This window comes from Cupriavidus sp. PET2-C1 (assembly GCF_054515855.1).
Window position 1 is genome coordinate 184,521 of record NZ_JBTNRJ010000003.1, and the last position, 22,385, is coordinate 206,905.

The following is a 22,385-nucleotide window of genomic DNA, read 5'->3' on the forward strand; positions in this document are numbered from 1 at the left end:
CATCACACCTCCAACCGATCTGATCGCGCGGGTTACCGTTGAGCAAGCACTGCCTCGATGGGGTGTTCGCCTTTGCCTTCAAATACACCCATCTCGCGGATCACCACGGAATCGGTGACCTGCCAGGAAAAGCAACGCGCCCCGCTGTCACCGCTCAATGATTCATCGGCAAGGCCATCGCCCCGCGCTTATGCGCGAAGCTGGCGGCCGCGAACGCCAGACCGTCCCGGTCCAGCGACGCCAGCGCCATCGCGTCCTGCTCGGCACAGCCGGCGCGCAGCGCCGTTCCATGCGGGTCGCCCAGGAATGCGCCACGCGCGGCGGCGTCGGCGTACACGTTGGCCAGCAGGCGCTCGACGCGGCGCCCGCGCTCCAGGTCCGCGCCATGTAGGGCCACTTGCCCCGGCAGCGCATTGCTCCCCTGCGGCACACGGCGCCGCGCACGCCCGGCCGCCAGCGCGGCGCGTGCCAGATCGAGTTGCCGCAGCAATTCAGCAATAGGTGGATAAGCGCCATCGCGCTCGACCACCACCGTCAGCGCGTGTGGCACGCGAGCCGCGAGTTCGGCCAGCAAGCCAAAGACCGCCTCCGGCGGATCGTGCAGATGATCGTCCAGCAAGCGCCGGCCAGACGCCGCCGGATTGCCGATCCAGCGCCCGCCAGCCAGGTGCACGCAGCGCACCCGGGCCAGCGGCAGCGTGCGCAGCTGGGCAAGCGGGTCCTGCCCGAAGTTGAGCGCGTTGGCGTGGAGGTTGTGCAAATCCAGCAATAGCGTGGCGTCCGCCGCTTCGGCAATCGCGCCGAGCCAGCCGCTTTCGTCCAGCGTGGAGACCGGCGGATCGATCAGCGTGGCGATGTTCTCGAGCATGGGCATGCTGCCCACCACGCGGCGCGCTTCCCGCAGATTGCGCAAAGTACCTTCAACCGTGGCGGCAGTGCGAGGCGGCGCCGCGAGGTGGCCGATCTCGATACCCCCCGCGCGCACGAATGCCAGGTGCTCCGACCACCCCAGCGGCCGCACCTTGTCCACCAGCCGCGCCATGGCCTGCAACCGTACCGGCTGCACTGGCCACGCCGAGGCAAGGCCCATGCCCACCCCGTGAAGCAGCACCGGCACCTGGCGCGCCAGAGTGGCAAGCGCACGCCATTGTGCGCGCGGACGGTCGAACCAGCCATCCGCGATCACCTCCAGCACGTCGATGCGGTCAAGATGGTGCTGGATGCCAGCCACCAGTTCCGGTCGCCAGCCCAGCCCGACGCGGTCCGCCGGCATGGCGCCGTCAGTCGCCACCGCCGCCTCCGCAGCCCCCGCAGCCGCTACCCCCGCCGCTATCACCACTGTCACTGCTGCTACTGCAAGAGCTGCCGCAGCCACCGCTGTTGTCCGGTTGATTCTCGTCCTTGACAGACAGCGGCCCGAGGGGAAACAACGTGTGCACGTATGGGAAAACGGCCAGCGGCAGCGCCTCGAGGCCAAACACCGCCGCCAGCCAGGTGGCATCGGGGTCCTGGCCGCCAGGCCTGAGCCTACGCGAACGCAGGCTGCCGAACAGCACACGCTGGTCCGCCAGGAAGCGCTCGCCGGCCGGTGTGAGACGTTGCGGATCTGGCATCAGATACACCCAGAAGACGCCTGCGAGAATGATCAGCAGCCACACGTTATAGTGACCATGCAACAGCGCGTGGACCACCTTGAAGCCTGCCACGCCCAGCAGCAAAGCCAGTGCGCACCAGTAGGCCGCGGGCTTGCTGTCGTCATCCGGTGTCAGCAGTCCGGCCTTGCGCAGCGCCGACTGGTAATCCGCCGTGGCCGGGCGCGGCCACGGCTTGTTCTCAAGCAGCTGCCGCGTCGGCTGCGGGATTCGGCAGGTTGTCAGCGCCGCGCGCTCGAGTGGACGCCGGGCGAGTTCGACGGCACCTTTCGTGCAGAGCTTGATGCCGGAGATCTCCAGCAAGCCGCGATCGATCAGGGAAAACAACACGGCCCGTTTCGCCTCCCCCTCGCCGCCGCGCAGGTAAGCCACGCAATATGGATCCGAGGTCAGCGGCCCGAGTGGGGCCGTCGCCGGGTAACGCCAGGGCGCACGCAGCCAGCGGCGCAAGCCAAACGCCACCATCAGGCCAAAGACCACATAGAATGCAAGAAACGCTTGGCCGGGCCAGCCAAATGGATTCAGCGGATTGGCCAGCGTCATGCACCGAGCTCCGCGCGCATGCGCCCGGCCATGTCGATGACGGTGAGCAAGAGGACTTCTCCTTCTCCCGGCGCCAGGGCCCCGCCTTCCCGCAAGCCAGAGAAGCGCGTCAGCGCGGCGCTGGCGGCAGCATTGCTCCAGCCATCCACGACCCGTTGCAGGGCTGCCTTAGGCGACGCCACCGTTTCACCCTGCAGGGACAGCAAGGCAGCGGCGCTGGCGCGCAGCGGGCCCGTGGCGTCCGCCAGCAAGGCCGGGAGTTGTTCCTCGCGCGCAGCGCGAGTGGCATAGGCATTGCGCCACCGCAGGATCATGTTCAGAAGCAACTGCTTCAGGTGGCCGGCGATCACGTCCGGGCCGATCGCGACACCTGCGAAAGGATCGTCGCCGTACGCCACCCGATGGCGACGCAGCACGTCGAAGAATTTGACGGGGAAGGCCTGCGCCGCCGCCTCGATCTCATCCTCCAGCAGGAACATCGCATCCAGCCGAACCGCTGCATGCAGCGCGCGCAGGGTATCGCGCAACGCATCGATCCGCACGGGCTCGAATCGGTGCAGCACCACCAGCACGTTGATATCGGACCGCGCGCGCACCGCGTCTTCGGCGGCGGAGCCATATAGCACGATGGCACGCAGGCTGTCGCCCAGGGCGGTCCGCGCCGCCCCGACAAAGCTTTCCATGGCCATATTGGTACGCTGCTGGCTGAGTGTGTCGATCACGATGACCCCGTCTTTATCGGTATTGTTCTGCGCTGTGAATAATACGTGAAAGTGTCAAAAAAGGTAGATACGGCAAATCGATCACAAGGCTTTCGACAATAAAAAAACGCCCCACCGGAACCGCTTGGGAGATCTGCATGGCTGTCAAGCGCGACTGCCATAGTAACGACGCGCCGATCCTAGCGGTATGGCACGTTCGCCGCCAGACACTGCCGGTCGCTAGCGACCTCGTTTTCTCACTGAGGGCCAGCGGCGGGCCGATCACTGATATAAGCCTTAGCAAGATTGTGCGAGCGGCGCTCTTGGCCAACGATTTCGAAGACGAAGACATGAGCCCGCGGGTGCTGCGCAACACGTACTGCCGGCGTCAGCTACTTGCCGGCCGCACTGCTTGGGCTGGCCGGCACGCGCACCTGCGATCGAATCGGAGCTACCATCGGTGCGCAGTTGTAATTGTTGGTTTCACCCAGTCGCACACACCGCATGAAATTTGCTATTCTTTCGAACGCCTCCACGGCGACATTTCAACGAGTAACTAGACCACAGAAGAATCCATGGCAACCAAAGCGAAAGCTGTCGTAAAGACCCCGGCCAAGCCGGCAGCCAAGAAGGCAGCGGCACCCGCCACGAAGGCGGCCGCACCGGTAAAGAAAGCCGCAGCGGCCGCACCGGTGGCGAAACCGCTGAAGGAAACCTTCACCAAGGCGAGCTTGCTGGCCCACCTGGTCGCCCAGACCGAGTTGGACGCTAAGACCGTCAAGACCGTGCTGGCCCACCTGGAAAACACCGTCCTGAGCGCGGTGCACAAGAAGGGCGCGGGCGAGTTTACGCTCCCCGGCCTGCTCAAGGTCACCGCCCTGCAAGTGGCGGCAACCAAGAAGCGCTTCGGCAAGAACCCGTTCACCGGCGAAGATCAGTGGTTCGCAGCAAAGCCCGCCACCGTCAAGGTGAAGGTCCGCCCGCTGAAGAAACTGAAGGACGCCGCGCTGTAAGGCGTACTGACCCGCTGAACGAATGGAGCCCGCGAGGCTCCATTTTTATGTATGCCCGGCTGGCAAAAGAATAGGCCCCTACATGGCAGCGCGAAGGACGGGCGCAGGGTGGATTCAACACAAGCAGGCGGCTGAGATCGGCCGCTTGTTGCCGTTCGCGCATCGCAGAGATGCCGTACTATCCGATACGATTCAGGGTCAAATACTGTCAGCGACACCACGACCATCGCTTGAGCATGCGACACGTCTCTTCATACGGCTCGGTACTTGCATCAAACTCGTCGCTCAAATATACCTCAAGGTGCTCTCAGGTGCGCTGATCGCGCGGGTGTTCGATGGGGGGCGCGCGACGATATCCTCGACAATGTCATGCCGTACTGACAAGGGCGGCCATTTCGCGGCATGGGAGCAGCCCAGCCCCTTTTCACTGCATCTGCGCTGCCTTGCGTTCCGTCAGGAGTTTCTGAATCTCAGCCTCCGTTTCCTTATACCGTCCCTCGCCGTAGTGCTGATAGACGATGCGGCCGTTGGCATCGATCAGGTACGTAGCGGGCCAGTACTGGTTGCGGAACGCTGACCATGTTGCATACATGTTGTCCTGCGCCACGGGATATCGGATGTCGAACCGCTTGAGTGCTGCCTGCACGTTGTCCGTCGATTTCTCGAACGGAAACTCCGGTGTGTGCACGCCCACCACTACCAGCCCCTGGTCCTTGTACTTTTCGTGCCACTGCTTGACGTACGGCAGCGTGTTCACGCAGTTGATGCACGAGTACGTCCAAAAATCCACCAGCACTACCTTGCCGCGCAGTTGCTGCATCGTCAGCGGTTCCGAATTGAACCAGTGGTCGATGTTCGCGAACTCCGGGGCCTTGCCCTGATCCCCCACCTCGGAGCCCCCTGCAATGACGCTGGTGCCGAAGGTATAGATCGCAGCAATGCCTGCTGCGGCCAGGATGGCACGAATAACGTTACGCATGATTCAGGCCTCAGAGTTTGAATGACTTGCCCCCTCGTTCGCACGGCGCGAGAGGGGGCAAGGATCAGACCAGCACGGTTTCGACATGGACGTTGCCATGCAGCGCCTTCGAGTACGGGCACGTACGGTGCGCGGTGTCTACCAGCGCCTGAGCCACCTCTCGCTCGATACCGGGGATCTGCACGCGCAGGCGTGCCTGCAGGAAATACTCGGTGCCCGCAGTGCCCAGGTCCACTTCCGTATCCACAGACAAGTCTTCCGGCAGTTTGATCTTCTGCTTGCCTGCGGCCAGGCCCATGGCACCGATGAAGCATGCCGACCAGCCGGCGGCCAGCAGTTGTTCCGGGTTGGTGCCCTGCCCCTTGCTGCCTGGAGACGACAGTTCGATATCGAGCCTGCCGTCATTGCTGCGAGCGGTGCCATCGCGGCCGCCGGACGTGATGTGGACCTTGCCGGTGTACAGGACTTTCTCGATGCGGATCATGATGCGCTCCTTCTATAGTTCAATGGGTGTTCAATAGCGGATTGACAAGGGTTGTGCGATGGGCGGCGGTCAGGCATAGGCGCCATCGAGGTACGGATCGACCTTGCGGGCCGGGTCGGCCGACACACCGGTGCGGTCCATGCCAGCGATGGTGTGGGCACCGTCGTAGTACTGGCTGCGCTGGTCCTGCACGGAACGCGCACCATCCGTGTACGGGTCGCGGGCGTCTCTCGACGAACGGGCACCTTCACTGAATACATCGCGGGCATCCTGGACGGAGCGGGCGCCACTCGAGTACGGGTCACGGGCATCGCGGACGGAAGCCTGCGCGCCGGCAGCAGCGGCAACCAGGGCGACGGCGAGGACGAGGCGCTTGGCGTAGTTCTTGGACATGATCAGTTTCCTTTGCATTGATTGGTTTGCGATATGCGGCTTACGTTGCCAGGTATGGTGAAGCAGCGTTTTCGCTTCGTCGGTTATGCGTTGCGCTGCCACGGAACGTATTTAAGACCGTGTGCGTATCGCGCCCGTAGCGAAATACGGGTCTTAGTGTCAGCTAGCGTATTGGTACCGCCGGCTGATACAAACGCGTACAAAAAGGAAAGGAAACAGCGGGGAAGCGCCCCGGAATAGCATGGGAGAGGCGAGGCGAAAGCGGCACACGGGATGCCTTGCGCGTCGACGATGAGGTGATGCTTGCTGCCGAGCTTGCGCCGGTCCGTTGGGTTCCGGCCGGTTTTTTGCTCGCGGGCCCCGCGCCGACACCCGTCGGGATATCAGTCGCTACAAGCCTACTGCCCGAACCTGGGGCCCGCAGCTCATCAATGCGCGTAACTCACAACGCTACCCATCGAACGTCATTTTCGTGCACCGCGGTCGGCGTCGCCCGCCGTCGCCCGTGCGGCACGCTATGCCGGCAGACATCCGGCACGGGTTGCCCGGTGTGCCATCGCGCATCGCCAATACCATCGTCCAGTGGCGCCCCCCGGCCTGCGGCCTAACATGGGTCATCCGCGCTCGCGAATGCGGGTGCCAGCCTCTCTACGGCAGGCGCGCTGCAAATGTGGGTCCCATCTTTCACTGGACTGGCCAACGCGGGCGGTTGCATCGCCCCGTGCCTTGCCAAGGGCCTGCAAATCCAGTCAGCCCCCCGCCATTCTATTTTGGCAGGCCTGCAGAGCGGAGCAGGAAGGTCTCATCGCGCGTGCATAACAGATGCCGGATAACGACGCCCCCCAGGCATTTCCTCCTCAGCTTGCTGGCGGGGATGCATGCAAACCCAATACCAACGTACAAGTGCTTTTTCGCCTGACTGGCGCTTAAATCCCGATACGAGCATCGCTTCCCTTCGCGGCAACCGCCATACGGCCTGATTGGCTTTACCGCCTTGAGCGAGCACAGGGAAGAGTTCAATCGATCCGTGCGCCCGTCAGTTGCTCGCTGAGTTGCCAAAGGCGACCGGCCGCGACAGGATCTGTCGCCCGCGGGCGTACGCCATGCAACTCCGTTGAGTCGTCGGAGGGCAACGCGCGGGCGATATCGCAGTCGGCACAGTAAGTGCCGCCCATGCCCTCGAGCCGGGGGCTCGTCGCGCACCATACCGTCGTCGCAGCGCCTTGTTGCGGCGTCTTCTTATTGTTCCGCGGATCGATGATTGGCTTGCCCGCCTTGTCGATGATCTCGCTTGCATCGATCTGCGCCTGCGACATGTGCCGGACAAGGCCAGTCACGATACCTCCCGGATGCACCGAGAACGCACGGACGCCCTGACGTTGACCGATCGAATCCAGCGCGACGGCGAACAGGGCATTCGCGGTTTTCGACTGGCCGTAGGCAACCCATGGGTCGTATGTGCGAGCCTCGAAATTGGGATCGTGAAAATCGATACCCGCGCGCCGATGCCCATAAGAGCTGAGTGCAACAACGCGAGCGCCGTTTGCGCGGCACAAAGCGGGCCAGAGGCGGCAGGTGAGTTGAAAGTGGCCGAGATGGTTGGCAGCGAACTGGGATTCGTAACCGCGCGCATCCCGCGAGAGCGGCGCAGCCATGACGCCCGCATTGTTGACAAGGATATGGAGCGCGTCAGTTGCCGCGAGGACCCGTTCCGCGAACCGGTCGATCGACGCCGGATCGAGCAGGTCCATCTCGGACAGAATCACACCGGGAATGTCGCGAAGCGCTTCCCTGGCCTTGGTCATGTCGCGAGCGGGCACGAGAACTGTTGCGCCCGCGGAGCGGAAAGCCCGGACGGTTTCCACGCCAATCCCGGAATAGCCGCCTGTCACGACAACCTGCCTGCCGGTGAGATCGATGCCAGTGATGACTTCGGCAGCAGTGGAGGCCGGGCCGAAGCCGGAGCCGATGGGCGCTTGCAAGGTGGACATGGTGTCTCTCCATTCGTTCGATGGGGGCACTCTACCCGGCACCGCTCGTACTTTGAATACTTGATAGGCCGCTCTTTATGCGCGATAGTTCGAAAATGGCCACCGACCTTCTCTCTGACGTGCTCAATCTCGTGCGTGCCCGGTGCAGCATCTCCGGGCGGCTCGTCGCTGGGGGAAGCTGGGGGCGCCGCTTTGCGAATCTCGATGCAGTGAAATTCTGCGCGGCTGTCGAGGGCGATTGCTGGTACTTCATGGAGGGGATGGCAACCCCTTTGCGGTTTGAGCGCGGGGATGTTCTGGTCACGAACGGCTCCCGTTCGCTGGTGCTGGCCAGCGCACCGGATCTCATTGCAGACGCGGTTGCGACATCACTCAGCCAGGACGAGAACGGCAACTATCGTCTTGGGCTGGGCGAGGCATTCGTGATGCTTGGCGGCATGGTGCAGATCGACCAACGGCATCAGCCTTTGCTCCTCGGCGGCCTGCCCCCGCTCATTCATGTCAGTGGCGCTCAGTACGAAGCGGCAAACCTCGCCTGGCTGCTCGAACAGATCGTCCGTGAAATGCGCCCTCCGTCTCGTCCCGGATGGCCCATTGTGCTCGCGGAACTGGCTCAGCTTCTTTTTGTGCAGACACTCAGGGCTTATGCCATGCAGTCCCCGAACAGCGGCGGTGGTTGGCTCAGGGCCTTGGGCGACAGGCGGCTGGCTCCCGCCCTGGCCGCCATGCATGAGAACGCCAAACGCGCCTGGAGCCTGGAAGGTCTCGCGCAGGTAGCCGGCATGTCACGCACCTCGTTCGTTGTTCATTTTCGCCAAGTGATGGGCATGCCCCCTCTCACGTACCTGACCAACTGGCGCATGCAGCTCGCCGAGCGGGACCTGCGCGGCGGCGCATCGGTCGCGGAAGTCGCGGAAGCTATCGGGTACACGTCTGAAAGCGCGTTCAGCCATGCGTTCAAGCGTCTGACTGGGACAGCTCCCGGACAATATCGCAAGGCGACCGACGAAGAGCGGACAGCACGCGAACTGCACGCATCAGCCAGCGAAGCAACGACCACGTTCTAGGTGTGGCTTTCAACGCTTCGGCTATGCCTGAAACGGATCGAACGCCGTTCGATACGCAAACAGGCCGGGAGCCCCGCCTGTCATGACGAACAGCAGCCGCGCGCCCGGCTCGAACCGGCCGGCCCGCACATCGGACAGCAGCCCGGCGAACGCCTTGCCCGTATAAACGGGATCGAGCAGCAAGCCTTCGGTGGTCGCCATCAGCTTCAGCGTGGCAATCATTTCATCGGTCGGAATCCCGTACCCGTCGCCCAGATGGCCGCCTTCGACGTTAGCCTCCACCTGCGTCGGATCCACAGGCTGTCCGAGCATGCCTAGCGCCTCGGTCACCAGCTCGACGGTCCTCTGGCGCGTTGCCGTCTGGTCAACGAGTACGTTGTATGAGCGGACCAGCCCGGCGCCCCTTCCCAGCACGTGGAAGCCGGCACTCAGGCCGGCGTGCGTGCCGGAACTACCGTTCGGCACGACGATATGATCGAAGCGGATGCCCAGCGCCTGCTCCTGACGAGCGATCTCGAGCGCGCCTTTCGCGTATCCAAGGGCGCCCAGCGGCGTCGATCCGCCGGTCGGAATGACGAACGGCTTACGCCCCTGCGCACGCAGTTCCGCGGCGCGCTCAGTCGCACGTTCCAGCGCACTGGATCCGGCCGGCACCACCTGGACCGCCGCACCGAACAACGCATCGAGCAGGACATTGCCGTTGCGCCGATAGTCGATATCGTGTCGCGGCACCAGATCGCCGAGGAACAGTTCGCAATCCAGGCCCAGGCGCGCGCAGGCTGCCGCGGCGAGACGCGCGTGATTGGACTGCAAGCCTCCGACCGTCAGGATCGTGTCGGCGCCGTTTTCCAGCGCCGCGCCCAGCAGGAACTCGAGCTTGCGCAGCTTGTTGCCGCCACCGCCGACTTCGCCCAGGTCGTCCCGCTTGACATGGAGTTCGACACCCAGCCCGACGGCGCCAATCGCCTGTTCCAGACGGTGCAGCCGCTGAATCGGGGTCGGATGTCCGTTCAGCGCCACGGAACGGAACGCATGCAATGCGGTGGTCAGCACTTCGATTTCACTCATATCAGGTTCCCCATCGATGTCGATGGTAATCATAGAACGGATCTCGCAACGCAACACGCCATGCCGCTGTGCGCCGAGAGGCACGGCGCTCGCCGACTGCCATGCCCGCATCGCGCTGATCGTGCGATCGTGCGATCGTGCGAAAGATGATGCCCCCCGGAAACGCGCGAAAGACCCCGCAATAGGTGGCCGCGATGATCTGGTCCCGCATTGAGGTACGAGACGAAGCTGGAAAGGAGGCGCCCGCGACAAGCCGCCGCAGCCGGTGCCCTGGACGCTCTGTGTATCGCACTGTATCTGGCGGCGGTACATCCACTGTCCGGTACATATCCGCCCGATCACGACACATCCGGGCGACATCGGCGGCGTCTGATGCAAGGCAAGCCCAGCCTTTCCGAGAGGACCCCGATCATGACCCTGTTGCTACTTGCCTATTTTGGAGGCGTGCTCACCATCCTGAGCCCGTGCATCCTGCCGGTCCTGCCCTTTGTCCTCAGCCGTACCGGCCAGCCGTTCATGCGCGGCAGGCTGCCGCTGCTGGCGGGGATGGCGCTGACCTTCACCTCGGTTGCCGCCCTGGCGTCGGCAGGCGGCGCATGGGCGGTGCGCGCCAACGAATACGGGCGCATTGCGGCGCTGGTGCTGCTGGCAGCTTTCGGGCTATCGCTGCTCGTGCCGCAGCTGGCGCAAATCCTCACGCGGCCCGTCGTGACACTTGGTGACCGGCTGGCCGCAGCGGCCTCGCCCGCGCAGGCTTCTCCATGGGGATCACTGATGCTTGGCGTTGCCACGGGCATGCTGTGGGCCCCTTGCGCCGGCCCAATCCTCGGGCTGGTTCTGACCGGCGCGGCGCTCCAGGGCGGCGGCATGTCCGCGGTGCCGCTGCTGACCGCCTACGCCGCTGGTGCGGCGACTTCGCTGGCCGCCGCGCTCGGCATCGGCGGGCGCGCGCTTGCCTTGATGAAGCGGACCATGGGCACAGGCGCATGGCTGCGCCGCGGTCTCGGAGTGGCGACTCTGGGTGCGGTGGCGGCTATTGGCGTCGGCGCAGATACCGGCCTGCTGGCAGGCTTGTCCTCCAGCGGAACCGCTCGCATCGAACAGGCGCTGGTCAACGCGCTGCACAAGCAGCCGCCCCCGCCGCAGGCGACGACCGCCGCTCGCGGCAATAGCGGCATGCTGTTGACCGCCAGTAGCCTGCCCGCCGGCTTCCCACGCCAGCTGCCGCTAGAAGGTCGCCTGCCCTCGCTCGATGGCGCGGTGCAATGGATCAATTCGCCGCCCCTGTCGGCCGACAAGCTGCAAGGCAAGGTCACGCTGGTCTACTTCTGGACCTACTCTTGCATCAATTGCATCCGCACCCTCCCCTACCTTCGCGCCTGGGCGGACAAGTACAAGGATCAGGGACTGACCGTCGTTGGCGTGCATACCCCTGAGTTTGCCTTTGAGAAGAAGCCGGACAACGTCCACCGAGCGATCGCGGATTTCCGCATCGGCTTTCCCGTGGCGGTCGACAGCGACTACCGCATCTGGCGCGCATTCGGGAACAGCTACTGGCCGGCTGCCTATTTTGTCGACGCCCGCGGCAACATCCGCCATCATCAGTTCGGCGAAGGCGACTATGCCAACTCAGAGCACGTCATCCAGGCGCTGCTGGCGGAGGCCGGCAATCCGCCGGTCGCGCGCGGCGTGGTCGCGCCCGATGCGAGCGGCGTGCAGGCGGCGCCGGACCTGGGCAACATTCGCTCGGCCGAGACCTATGTCGGTTACAGGCAGGCGGAAGATTTCGCCTCGCCCGGTGGTATGCGTCCAGACGCACCGCGTGAGTACAGCGTTGGCGGGCTTCGCCTCAACCAGTGGGGCCTGTCGGGCCAATGGATCGTCGGTGCCGAGCGGGCAACGCTCAATCGCGGGGACGGCAGCATTGCCTATCGCTTTCATGCGCGCGACCTGCATCTGGTGCTGGGACCGGCCGCCGATGGCCGGGCGGTGCGCTTCGTCGTCACCGTTGATGGCAAACGCCCGGGCGCCAGTCATGGCGCCGACACCGATACCGGCGGCAATGGCGCCGTCACCCAGACGCGGCTCTACCAGCTGGTACGCCAGGCTGGGGAGGTCGGCGAGCACACGTTCGAGATCCGCTTTCTGGATCCCGGTGTCCAGGCGTATGCGTTCACCTTCGGCTAGCGGGCAAATCCGGTATGCCAGCCGCTGTGCGGTGACGTCGGACACGTCACCGCACGACCCGTCGGTCACTCGGACCAGCTCGGAGGAAACGTACCGCCCCTATGGGGTGCTGGACCGCCGCCTAGCAGATGTGGAGTTCGTCGCCGGCGAACTGTCCGTCGCCGATTTCGCAATACTCGGCTGGGCATGGCGGCATGAGCGCCATCAGGTTGCCCTCAGTCAATTCCCGAACGTCAGGCGCTGGTACGAGACATTATGGGCGCGTCCTGGCGTGCAGCGCGGTTTCACGGTCAAGCTGGACGATACGGAATAGCGAGACGCTACACGGCCACATCGCCAAATGTTTCGGTGAACAGCCGCATCCGTGGTGAGAGCCGGTTGGGCGGGCTTGCTCGGTCTACATTGATCACGACATCGGATTGCCAGCGTTCGAACAGGGGCAGACCTGGCAGTGGCGGAGCCGCTGGAAGGTCGTTTTCCTGGAACAACGCGCTCACGGCCTCGAAGTGTGGTCTGAGCCGCCAGTGCAACCGAGCGCGCCGCTGCTGTTTGACTTGTGGGCCGATCCCTTTGAGCGAGCCCAGATCGATGGCTGGGGCTACGCCCAGTGGAAATCCGAGCGAGCGTACGTACTGGTGCCAGCGCAAGCCTTTATTGGCCAGTGGCTGGAAACGCTTAAGGAATTCCCGCCGCGCCAGAAGCCCGGCAGCTTCACCATCGGCGACGCGATGGTGAAGCTGACCACGAACACGACGGGTAGATAGGCGCAAATCCGACGATGATGTTCGTGACAGACCGAGCAAGAATATAGCGGTCGATTCTGAGGTGATGCCCGGCTTTCTACGCGAAAGGCCATTTCCCAATGGGGGCTAAAACCGCAGGCCTGCCGTGTAGGCGGGAAGGATCGCGGCCAGGACATAACTGTCGCCCACAGTGTCGTAAATCCTTTAGGCATCTGGCACTCGCGTCTCAAATCGATGGCTGCCCCGAAGCGCCGATCGCCTTGGTGGGTGAGAAGGTCTTCTACGGTACGTGACGGCGCGAGCGCCGACGTCAAGGCGATGGCGCTATCCCATGTCGCCAGACTGACGGCGAAGATTGCGGAACTGCAAGCGATGGCGCAAACGCTCGAGCGCCTGGCCAATCACTGCCACGGCAATGACCACCCGGATTGCCCAATCCTTGCGGATTTAGCTGAGCCGACTGCCGCAGCCGAACAGCGTTCACAGGCTCCACATAGGACGCCTCGGTTTGGGGACGACACACCCGCCTCGCCACGCCATCGCGCCGCCGCGGTGACTCATTCGTGAGCTTAGGTGAACGCGCACCAGCCTTCTCAGCCTCGTTCTTACCCAACCGAAATCGGCGTTCTTCCCCTTCCCGCTGGTTCAGCCGGGCATTTCCCCACTCCCCCCCATCGCCGGGTCGCTCACCGTATGCTTGCCCGTCTCCACCCGCCCCGCAAAGCGCCGGTAGAACGCCGGGTCGCTGTCGCAGGTCACGGCAAAGTCATACCACTGGCCGCTTGCCGCCAGGGACCAATGGCGGGAGTCGGTGCCCTTGCCGGCGACCGAGACGGGCCACGGGCCGTCCTTGCGGTAGGCCAGCGGCGTGATGGTGAAGTTGCAGGCTTTGTCGCCGGTGTTCATCAGCTCGGCATAGACATCGCCATTGGTGATGTCGTAGCACACGCGGATCTCGGGCGCTGTCCCGGTATCGGCGATCCGGCTGGTGTCACCCTTGATGTGCCGGTGGTAGCCGTTCGGGCCGATGACCCAGAGGTCATACATGCCGAGGTTGTCCTGGAACGCGTTCCAGGTGTCGCTCAGCAGCTTGCCGGCTTCGACGACGTAGCGCCGTGGCAGGCGGCTGAGCTTGTAGCGGTCGTAGACGTGGAACACCGCAGCCTGCGTGCCTGTGTTGGAGAACAGGAGCTCCACTACGCCGGAGGCGTTGCAGCGCGCGCTGGTGTGCAGCTCATAGGGCAGCGCGCGAGAGGGCCGCGTGCCGCTGGCCTGGATCGGCAGCTGCATATCAAGCGGCAACGGCACGGCGGGCAGCGCTTGTTGCGCGCTACGCAACTGATCCGCCGCTGCGCGCGTGCTGCGGCCGCTAAGCGTGGGCAGTGCTTCGTCGTTCGGTGTCTTGAAATTGAACGCGCTGGTCAGGTCGCCGCAGACGGCGCGGCGGAACGGGCTGATGTTGGGCTCCGCGACGCCAAAGCGCGCCTCCAGGAAACGCAGCACCGATGTGTGATCGAACACTTGCGAGTTCACCCACCCACCGCGGCTCCACGGCGAAATCGCGAACAGCGGCACGCGCGGGCCCGGGCCGTAGACGCGGCCGTCCGGTGCCGGCTGGCTGCCGCTGCCCGCCGGCGCCGGATGGCTGAAGTACTCGGCGCTCATGTCGGCATCGCTGAGCGTCGACTTCCCTGCCAGCGACAGGTCGGCGTTGCGTGACGGCGCCGACGGCGAGGGCATATGGTCGAAGTAGCCGTCGTTCTCATCGAAGTTGACCAGCAGTACGGTCTTGCTCCACACCTCGGGCACGGCAGTGAGTGCATCCAGGACTTCCTGCAGGAACCACGCGCCCTGCACAGGGCTGGACGGCCCCGGGTGCTCGCAATAGATCGAGGGCGCATTCATCCAGCTCACCTGCGGCAGTTTGCCCTCGCGGATGTCTCGTTTGAACGCATCCAGGTAGTTCTCGGGGCCGATGCCCGGCAGCGTATTGGCGATGCCCTTGTAGAGCGGATTGGCGGCATTGTCCGTGGCAGCATCGTAGGCGTGGTACGGCAGGGCCTGGCCCGTATTGGCATAGGGTACGCCGGGTGCGCCGCCGCTGGATACCGGGAAGCCGGACGCAATGTTGGCGAGGCGGAACGGACGGAACGCGCCCAGCATGTTGTCACCCCATTCGTCCGGCATGTTCTGGTACGAGATCCAGTTGATGCCTGCTTCTTCCAGGCGTTCCGCATAGGTTTTCCAGGTGTAGCCCCTGTTGGCCGTGGCAGGCAAGCCGTCGATCCAGTCCCACTCGTTATTGACAAAGGCAACGCCAGCGGCGGCGCCGTTGGTTCCGGTCAGATGGAAGGAGCGGTTGGCATCCGTGCCGGTATGCATCGAGCAGTGATACGCATCGCAGAGCGTGAACGCATTGGCCAGCGCGAACTGGAACGGTATCTCCTTCTCCTTGAAGTACCCCATGGAAGTATCCGTCTTATGGGTTGGCCAGTTTGCCATGCGCCCGTTGTCCCAGGCCTTCTGGCTGTCTGCCCAGGCATGTGGCGTACCGGCCGCGCGCTGCGCGTTGTTGGCGCTGCCGTCCAGGTGATACGGCGTGAGCACTGCGCCATTGGTGCGCTGCTGCTGCCATACCTTGCGACCGTTGGGCAGCGGGATGGTGAACCGGTCGCCGAAGCCGCGAACGCCCTTGAGTGTGCCGAAGTAGTGGTCGAACGAGCGGTTCTCCTGCATCAGGATGACCACATGCTCGACGTCCTTGATGGTCCCGGTCGCGTTGTTGGCGGGTATCGCCAATGCCTTGCGGATGCTGGGCGGAAAGGCGGCCAGTGTGGCGGCGGCAAAGCCCGTGCCGGTGACTGCCCGTAGAAAGTTGCGGCGTGAATTCATCTTCTGGATCTGGTGCTCGTTGGACTCGTGATCGTTCATCAAGGCGCGCAGCGCATTTCGCGGGCGGCCGGCTGCTCCGGGGTGCCGGGCGCTGGCGGGTTCGCGTTGGACGTATCGTTGTTATCACCGCCGCATGCGGCGAGCGTCGCGGCAACGATCAAGGCGGCAAGCATTCTTGCAAGGCGCTTGGGAGACATGGGGGGTTCTTTTGAATGTGAAAGAAATAAGACTGCTTATTTGCAAATAGAGACAATTGGAAAGCGGCGAGTGTAAGACCGCGCTGTGACACGGGCATGACCCGGCGCAAGGGAGGGAGGCATTGTCAACTTGGCCAGAGTGAGACATGACGGTAGCGCGGCGTCGGCGAACAGGTCGCGGCGGATGCCGCCGCCCGCCGCCGTGTAGGCGTCCAGCCCGACGAAATGCACCAGCGGGTGCGTGGCGTCGATTTCGCGTTCGGTCAGCCGCTCGCGCGGCGCCGATGCGCCGCGCTGCCACTCCGGCGCGCCGTGGAACGCAGCTTCCTGGGCGGCATGGTCGTCGGTGATGGTCAGGGCCATCAACTGTTCCAGCGTGACGCCACCAGCCCGATAGTCGGCCATCAGGCGCGGCGAGACGTTGGCGAGCTTCAAGCGACGCTGCACCACCAGCGGCGACACGCCGAAGTCGGCGGCAACGTCCTCGATGGGACGCCCTTCCTTGACCAGTGCGGCGAACGCCTCGAACTGATCGGCGGGGTGCATCTGCTCACGCAGCAGGTTTTCAGCGAGGCTCACGGTGCGCGCCGAAGCATCCGGCACCAGCAGGCACGGCACTTCATGGTCGGCAGCGATGCGCTTCTTCTTCGTCAACAGTTTCAACGCGGTAAGGCGACGATCACCGGCCACCACTTCGTAATGCTCGCCATCGGTGGCGAGGATGACGACAAGGTTTTGCAGTAGGCCGACGCGGGAAATGCTCGCGGCCAGTTCCGCGATGGACATGCGCAGGGTCGTGCGCGCATTGCGCTTGGAGCGGCGCGGCAGCAACTGCGACAACGGAACCAGGATCAGGTTCTTGGTCGGGTCGGCCACTTCCAACGCGGCGGCGGTTTCGACGGCGCGGACTTCAGTTTGGGTAACGGCGTTCATGATGGTAGCTCCATTCATGAGGGGAACAACAGCAGGAGGAATGGAGGGGCCGATTGAAAGCCCCTTAGCATGGGGTTCAGGCTTTCAACTGACGCAGGCCATCGGCCAGCAGCCACAGGGCGCGATTCAGGCGGATGCCGTTGTCGATGCCCTGTACGGGGCGGGTGGCCTGGCGGCGACCGTTCGCGGCGCGGGCGGTCAGGCCGCCTTTGATAAGGTTTTCCTGCGTGCGGTTGAACACGCTCCACAGGTCGCGGCGGTTGTCGTCCGTGCGGCGCGGCATCAGCAATTGCGATTCCGTGACGGGCGCGGGCTTATCCTCGTCGTACTTCAGCGCCAGCGCAGCGCGGGCGAACACTTCGGCCTCGCCGCTGTCCAGCGTAACGGCCTGCATGGCATCGCGGGATTCCTGCGCCCGGTCGAAGCCGTGCAGCACCTCGTAAGCGCCTTCGATCACCTGCGCGGCCACGTCGCCCTTGTGGGGCACGCGCACGTCCGCCACGGTGTCGCCGCAGACAAGGCCGTTCTGGCAAACGAACCGGAACATGCCGGCGAGCATCTGATAGCTGTTCGTGCCGTCATGCGAGTTCAGCAGGATGATTTCGTTGGCTTCCCTGCCGTTGATCTGGCTCGCGTGGCGCAGCCGGATCATGTGCTTGGTGTAGTCGCGGCGGTCGTCGGCCCGCACGCGGGTCTGGCACACCATGAAAGGCTCGAAGCCTTCGCCGCGCAGTTCCTGCAAAACGGTTGCGGTGGGGATGTAGCTGTACCGTTCCGAGCGGCTTTCGTGCGGGGCTTCCGCGAAGATGGACGGGGCTACGCTGCGGATTTGGTCGTCGGACAAGGGATATTCCGAGCGCAGCACCGGCGAACGGGAAGCAAAGCGGGATGCGAGTTGCATGGTCATTCTCCTGACAAGGGTTGGCTGTCGAAAACCACCACCGGATTCCTAGATTCGGAGCCCGCCTTTCGGCTTTCCGGTGGGGTCGGCGCGGAGACCTGGGCCGGCCTCGTTGCCACCGTCTTTCCTGAGTTCATCGCCCGCGACGGTCAGGAGCGCGCGGACGGGCGCCGTCAAGGAAACAAGCGCGGGGTTGGTGCGGCCCGCAGGCGCAGCCGAGGACACGGCCCGGCGCGCCTTGACGGCGCACGGCCGCGGGCTACAGTCGCGGACAAGGTGATGAGCGAAGGAAGACGGCTGGACGGGCAACCGGCCGCAGTTGGCGCAGACCCCACGCAAGCGAAGCGCGCAGGCCCGAATCGAGGAGCCGGGCCGTAGGCGTCAGTGATGGAAGCCCGGATGGGGCGAGACTCGCGCAGCGAGGCTCGATGTGCAGCACGACAGCGCGACCGGCCATCTTTCGTGGCCGGGGACGCCCGATCAACGGCATTGCGCTACCATGTCGGCATGGAAGGGAAGATCAAAATCGGGGCCGACAATCCCTTAGAGCACATGCTCCAACGATCCGACGCACTCCACGAGCGACTGAACGTGCTGCTCGACGACGCCGAGTTCGACGGCTCGCCCCGAGGCGAAGCGGCACTGGGCATGTGCCTAGTCGCGATGGAGCACGCCACTGCGCTACGTGCCTTGACGGCCCTGGGCTTGCCCACCTCGGCCGTCAGCTTGATGCGACTGCAGTTCGAGGCCCTGACCCGGGCGATGTGGCTGCTCTATGCAGCCAGCGACATGGCGATTGGCATGGTAGTGGTCAATCAGGATCAATCTCAGTCAGTAGCAAAGGAAAGGTACCGATATCTATATAGGCAGATTTGCTAGAGCGTGTTATGCACTTTTCGTCACGGCTCATGTCATAGGGAGATGACGAAACGCAGACCCTACCCAACGGACGTGTCGGACGAGGAATGGAGCTTTGTAGCACCGTATTTAACGTTGATGGATGAGGGGGCTCCCCAGCGCAGGCATGAGTTGCGCGAATTGTTCAATGCGCTGCGCTGGATAGCACGTGCGGGAGCATCCTGGCGACTGCTACCGACTAATTTCCCGCCGTGGGAGGCGGTCTATCAGCAAACGCAGCGCTGGTTGCGCGCGGGGTGTTTTGAAGCAATGGTTTGCGACTTGCGTTCGATACTGCGTGTCGCACAGGGTCGTCGTGGCCAGCCCAGCGCCGTGATTCTCGACGGTCGGACGTTGCAGTCGACATGTGAAAGTGGGCCAAGGGCTGGATACGATGGATACAAGCGCAAGCGGCGAAGCAAAGTTCATATGGCCGTCGACACGCTCGGCTACTTGCTCGCGGTACATATAACGCCGGCCAACGAACAAGAGCGGGCTCAAGTCCAAGAACTGGCGCAACAGGTACAGCGTGCAAGCGGCCAGACTGTGACGGTTGCCTTTGCAGACCAAGGCTACACCGGTGATGAGCCGGCAGAGGCGGCACGCAATGAAGGCATAGAGTTGCAGGTGATTCGACTGCCCGAAGCCAAGAAAGGCTTCGTCCTGCTGCCCAGACGATGGGTTGTGGAACGCAGCTTCGGCTGGGCCAATCGCTTTCGCCGGCTCGCACGAGACTATGAACGCTTGCCTGAAACCCTGGCTGGTTTGCATTTCATCGTCTTCGCCATGCTCATGCTTGTTCATGCAGTCCCCATTCTGCAAAGTGCATAACACGCTCTAACCGAGCTGTACCTCGGCGCATACGGCGGAAGTGTCAAGCCCGCTAACGGGGGGCACTTTTTTTCGCCGACGCGACAGCCAGAGCAGTCTGGAGCGCAGCTGGATGGAGGTGACGCGCCATCGCAGCGGCCACGGCTTGCCGCCAGCGCCACTTCACGGCGGGGATCGCCCCATCGTACTGCCGGTCACCCCCACGAGAGCGCGACTTGCTGCGCGGCGGCACCGCATCTGGCGCTCAGGGATGGCAATAGACGCCTCCCCGAAATTGTCCTTGACGACCGCCCAGCTCCCTTGGATTGATCACTTCCAGACCGCACCCGGCCGCCCTGCTACTCGGGAACGACCCCAGCAGCCTTGGCAACCTGCCCCCACCTTGCCCTGTCAGCAGCGACGACGCGCTCAAAATCGCCGGGCTCAATACCGCTAGGCAATGCCCCCAAAGACTCGATATGGGCACCAAATTCCTTGCTGCGGATGACAGCGATCAGCTCGGATGAAATGCGCTTGCGCAGCTGATCCGGGAGTGCCGGCGGCGCAAAGAGGCCGAACCATCCAATAGCTTCAAAGCCCGGAAAGCCCTGCTCCGCAACGGTCGGGACGTCCGGTAGAACCGGAATCCGTTTGCTGGACGTTACAGCGATGGCTTTCAATTCCCCTTTCTTGATGTACGGAAGCGAGGTCAATACGACGTCTAGCATAAAATCAACATGGCCTGCCATGGTATCTATTAAAGCCGGACCGGAGCCTTTGTACGGGGCATGCACTACCTGTAGTCCGAGGCGGGAGATCAGTCCTTCGGTCGCTAGGTGATTCGACGAGCCCTTCCCGCTAGAACCATATGACAGCTTGCCCGGTTTACTCGTCGCTAGAGCTGTGAACTGCTGAAGGTTAGTTGCCGGGATGGACTTATTCAGAACGACAACATTCGGTACGCTCGCTATCATCGTCAAAGCCGTGAAATCTTTCACTGGATCATACGGTAGCTTGGCGTAAAGGAACGGCGCAACCGACTGTGTACTAACAGTCCCCAGGAAAAGGGTGTATCCATCGCTGGGTTGGTTGCGCGCGAATGTTGCCGCAATCGTTCCTCCAGCCTCGCACATAGAGAACAGAAGTGGAATGGCGACAAGGAACGATGCCAAATCAACAACCCGGATTCTCTCCGGTGTGAACCAGTGCTCCTCGTGCAGGAGGTTGAGCGTTCCGAGAGTTCTTCCCTGAATCCGTACCGGCATGTTCAACACACTAGCGCATCCTATCGACGCAATCTGTCCTGCGTCGCAATATGCACGGCGTACTTCATCGGCACTGTTCGCAACAAAGTAATGGTTGGACTCAATAACTTTTTGCGAAGCCGGCGCAAGTGCAAGGTCTTTCCTGCCGCCCACTGGGTACGCTCCGATATTACTGCTGTAGAGACGCTCAAGACTGCCATCGGTAGCGTGAAAGCGAAGGACGCTCAATAGCTTGTGTCCGACCATCGTCTGGAGGGCCGAATCAATGATCTGGAAGGAGGCCTCATTGCTAGGGCTCTCGCGAAGAGCCTCGAGGATCCCAAGCGGAATGGCTTGCTTCAATGCCATTAGGACGCTCCCACTCAAGAGTTCTGGATACCACGCCGCACAATGAACTGGCCCCACACCTTCGAGTCGCTCAAGGCACGCTGCTTAATACTATCCGCCGAACCGCTCAAAGGCTCCAGGTACAGTGATGCCAACTTGGTCTTGGTTTGAGGGTCGTTCAGGAACGCCTGTACAGAGGCATTCAAGCGAGCAATAATTTTCGGATCCATGGCCGCAGGGCCCACTAAGGCATACCAGCCCGGCATCACGGGAACGTCAAGCCCGGCCTCCTTGAGTGTCGGCACGTTGGGGAGCTGTTGGGCCCGCTTCTGACCGACAATAGCAACGGGAACGACACTGCCACCAGAAATCTGCGGAAGCGCCGCCCCCAGAACGCTGACCATCGCATCCACTTCCCCACCGATAACGCCAGTCAACGCAGGTCCCGAGCCTTTGTAGGCGACATGCGTAAGCTTCACGCCAGCTTTGTCGGCCAGCATCTCCATTGCAAGGTGCGTGGAGTTGCCTACACCCGCGCTGCCGTAAGACAGACCGCCCGACTTCGTCTTCGCCTTGTCGATAAAACTTGCCAGAGAGGTGATGCCACTCCCCTTGCTTGCAACCAGTACGAATGGCGTATCTACGACCGGCGAGATATAGGTGAAATCCTTCTGCGCGTCGTACGGCAGGGAAGCGTAAAGGTGTTGATTGAAGCTGACCTGTGAAACACCTGCCAGCATAACGGTGTATCCATCCGCAGGTTGCTTCGCGACAAACGAGGATGCGATGATGCCATTGGCGCCAGGCCGATTATCTACGACCACGGATTGTCCGAGGTCCTTTCCAAGCTTTTCGCCCAACAAGCGCGCCACGACATCGGCGCCGGAACCGGCAGATTGGGGCACGACCAAGCGAATTGGATGACTTGGGTATGGGGCCTGCGCGGCGGCCGGCAGGGTCATCAGAGCGAGTGCGCTTACAAATGCGCTGGATAAGAGTCTGCGGAACATTGTTACGTCTCCGGGATACAAGATGGTTCGAGCAAGTACTCGCTGCCGTTCTTTTGGCAGTCGGTATCACCGCACGAGGGCGATGGAGCCCTGGCGCTTACGAACGATGGTAAGGAGACCCTTCGACGTCGGCAAATACGGAATATCGAAGTCATCATAGGCTGGACCTATGATTAGGTTAGGGTATGCCCTGATATGGGTCCCGCTGCCCAACATGAGGGAACATGGCGGCCTTTCATCACTCCCGTCCGCACTGTATCGGGCGCTATCAGCACGGTGTTAGAAATCATCATAGGTTGGAACGATATCCGCATTGCTATTTCGTCTTTCCA

General features: G+C 63.0%; 20 protein-coding genes and 2 pseudogenes. 8 read left to right on the forward strand and 14 right to left on the reverse strand.

All coding sequences use genetic code 11. From position 1 onward, the window contains the following. Positions 1 to 154: 154 nt before the first annotated feature. The 3 genes from ACX12D_RS34570 to ACX12D_RS34580 are packed head-to-tail and all read right to left on the reverse strand — an operon-like array spanning position 155 to position 2,917. Entirely contained in the window at positions 155 to 1,291 is a 1,137-nt protein-coding gene (locus ACX12D_RS34570; RefSeq protein ID WP_459377154.1) for an MbnB/TglH/ChrH family RiPP precursor modification enzyme, read from the reverse strand. Then, a complete protein-coding gene (locus ACX12D_RS34575; protein ID WP_459377155.1) occupies positions 1,281 to 2,195 on the reverse strand; it encodes a TIGR04222 domain-containing membrane protein in 915 nt (304 codons plus the stop codon). Before ACX12D_RS34575 ends, ACX12D_RS34570 begins: the two co-directional genes overlap by 11 nt. After that, complete coding sequence (locus ACX12D_RS34580) at positions 2,192 to 2,917, reverse strand: hypothetical protein (protein ID WP_459377156.1); 726 nt, start codon at positions 2,915 to 2,917, stop codon at positions 2,192 to 2,194. The genes ACX12D_RS34575 and ACX12D_RS34580 overlap by 4 nt, the downstream gene beginning before the upstream one ends. A 554-nt stretch (positions 2,918 to 3,471) precedes the next feature. Between ACX12D_RS34580 and ACX12D_RS34585 the strand changes: the two genes are divergently transcribed. Continuing rightward, complete coding sequence (locus ACX12D_RS34585) at positions 3,472 to 3,909, forward strand: HU family DNA-binding protein (protein WP_459377157.1); 438 nt, start codon at positions 3,472 to 3,474, stop codon at positions 3,907 to 3,909. 424 nt (positions 3,910 to 4,333) lie between these two features. Here the strand turns inward: ACX12D_RS34585 and ACX12D_RS34590 are convergent, their stop codons facing one another. The 5 genes and pseudogenes from ACX12D_RS34590 to ACX12D_RS34610 all read right to left on the reverse strand — a co-directional run bounded on the left by ACX12D_RS34590 (position 4,334) and on the right by ACX12D_RS34610 (position 7,756). After that, positions 4,334 to 4,888 (reverse strand): thioredoxin family protein, encoded by a 555-nt coding sequence (locus tag ACX12D_RS34590; RefSeq protein ID WP_459377158.1) that lies wholly within the window; start codon positions 4,886 to 4,888, stop codon positions 4,334 to 4,336. Between the two features lie 64 nt (positions 4,889 to 4,952). Then, the gene (locus ACX12D_RS34595; protein ID WP_459377159.1) at positions 4,953 to 5,372 is read right to left on the reverse strand and encodes an organic hydroperoxide resistance protein; all 420 of its coding nucleotides are present in this window, start codon (positions 5,370 to 5,372) and stop codon (positions 4,953 to 4,955) included. A gap of 69 nt (positions 5,373 to 5,441) precedes the next feature. Next, a complete protein-coding gene (locus ACX12D_RS34600; protein WP_459377160.1) occupies positions 5,442 to 5,765 on the reverse strand; it encodes a hydroxyquinol 1,2-dioxygenase in 324 nt (107 codons plus the stop codon). Between the two features lie 251 nt (positions 5,766 to 6,016). Then, positions 6,017 to 6,115: pseudogene (locus tag ACX12D_RS34605) on the reverse strand (IS5/IS1182 family transposase); the annotation flags it as partial. Positions 6,116 to 6,781: 666 nt separating this feature from the next. Then, complete coding sequence (locus ACX12D_RS34610; RefSeq protein WP_459377161.1) at positions 6,782 to 7,756, reverse strand: oxidoreductase; 975 nt, start codon at positions 7,754 to 7,756, stop codon at positions 6,782 to 6,784. A gap of 95 nt (positions 7,757 to 7,851) precedes the next feature. Between ACX12D_RS34610 and ACX12D_RS34615 the strand changes: the two genes are divergently transcribed. After that, the gene (locus ACX12D_RS34615; protein WP_459377162.1) at positions 7,852 to 8,823 is read left to right on the forward strand and encodes an AraC family transcriptional regulator; all 972 of its coding nucleotides are present in this window, start codon (positions 7,852 to 7,854) and stop codon (positions 8,821 to 8,823) included. 21 nt (positions 8,824 to 8,844) lie between these two features. Here the strand turns inward: ACX12D_RS34615 and ACX12D_RS34620 are convergent, their stop codons facing one another. Further along, positions 8,845 to 9,924: a D-cysteine desulfhydrase family protein gene (locus ACX12D_RS34620; RefSeq protein ID WP_459377163.1), complete on the reverse strand. Its 1,080-nt coding sequence runs from the start codon at positions 9,922 to 9,924 to the stop codon at positions 8,845 to 8,847. A 378-nt stretch (positions 9,925 to 10,302) separates the two neighbouring features. Between ACX12D_RS34620 and ACX12D_RS34625 the strand changes: the two genes are divergently transcribed. From ACX12D_RS34625 to ACX12D_RS34640, 4 genes are all read left to right on the forward strand, one after another. Beyond that, complete coding sequence (locus ACX12D_RS34625; protein WP_459377405.1) at positions 10,303 to 12,078, forward strand: cytochrome c biogenesis protein DipZ; 1,776 nt, start codon at positions 10,303 to 10,305, stop codon at positions 12,076 to 12,078. Further along, positions 12,059 to 12,391, forward strand: a complete 333-nt coding sequence (locus ACX12D_RS34630) for a glutathione binding-like protein (protein ID WP_459377164.1) — start codon at positions 12,059 to 12,061, stop codon at positions 12,389 to 12,391. Before ACX12D_RS34625 ends, ACX12D_RS34630 begins: the two co-directional genes overlap by 20 nt. Before the next feature lie 106 nt (positions 12,392 to 12,497). Further along, the gene (locus ACX12D_RS34635; protein ID WP_459377165.1) at positions 12,498 to 12,842 is read left to right on the forward strand and encodes a hypothetical protein; all 345 of its coding nucleotides are present in this window, start codon (positions 12,498 to 12,500) and stop codon (positions 12,840 to 12,842) included. Between the two features lie 297 nt (positions 12,843 to 13,139). After that, complete coding sequence (locus tag ACX12D_RS34640; RefSeq protein ID WP_459377166.1) at positions 13,140 to 13,388, forward strand: hypothetical protein; 249 nt, start codon at positions 13,140 to 13,142, stop codon at positions 13,386 to 13,388. A gap of 78 nt (positions 13,389 to 13,466) precedes the next feature. Here ACX12D_RS34640 and ACX12D_RS34645 read toward each other — a convergent pair whose 3' ends face one another. The 3 genes and pseudogenes from ACX12D_RS34645 to ACX12D_RS34655 form a co-directional block, all read right to left on the reverse strand. Next, entirely contained in the window at positions 13,467 to 15,713 is a 2,247-nt protein-coding gene (locus tag ACX12D_RS34645; protein WP_459377406.1) for a phosphocholine-specific phospholipase C, read from the reverse strand. A 323-nt stretch (positions 15,714 to 16,036) separates the two neighbouring features. Beyond that, positions 16,037 to 16,843: pseudogene (locus tag ACX12D_RS34650) on the reverse strand (ParB/RepB/Spo0J family partition protein); the annotation flags it as partial. A 76-nt stretch (positions 16,844 to 16,919) separates the two neighbouring features. Continuing rightward, the gene (locus ACX12D_RS34655; RefSeq protein WP_459377167.1) at positions 16,920 to 17,744 is read right to left on the reverse strand and encodes a DUF932 domain-containing protein; all 825 of its coding nucleotides are present in this window, start codon (positions 17,742 to 17,744) and stop codon (positions 16,920 to 16,922) included. Between the two features lie 507 nt (positions 17,745 to 18,251). Here ACX12D_RS34655 and ACX12D_RS34660 point away from each other — a divergent pair. Further along, complete coding sequence (locus tag ACX12D_RS34660; protein ID WP_459377168.1) at positions 18,252 to 18,623, forward strand: DUF6988 family protein; 372 nt, start codon at positions 18,252 to 18,254, stop codon at positions 18,621 to 18,623. A 42-nt stretch (positions 18,624 to 18,665) separates the two neighbouring features. Beyond that, entirely contained in the window at positions 18,666 to 19,472 is an 807-nt protein-coding gene (locus ACX12D_RS34665; protein WP_459377169.1) for an IS5 family transposase, read from the forward strand. A gap of 338 nt (positions 19,473 to 19,810) precedes the next feature. On the opposite strand, the gene ACX12D_RS34670 is transcribed toward ACX12D_RS34665, so the two are convergent. Both ACX12D_RS34670 and ACX12D_RS34675 read right to left on the reverse strand, forming a co-directional pair. Continuing rightward, entirely contained in the window at positions 19,811 to 21,064 is a 1,254-nt protein-coding gene (locus ACX12D_RS34670) for a tripartite tricarboxylate transporter substrate-binding protein (RefSeq protein ID WP_459377170.1), read from the reverse strand. A gap of 14 nt (positions 21,065 to 21,078) precedes the next feature. Next, positions 21,079 to 22,053, reverse strand: coding sequence for a Bug family tripartite tricarboxylate transporter substrate binding protein (locus ACX12D_RS34675; RefSeq protein ID WP_459377171.1), 975 nt, complete (start codon positions 22,051 to 22,053; stop codon positions 21,079 to 21,081). Positions 22,054 to 22,385 lie beyond the last annotated feature (332 nt).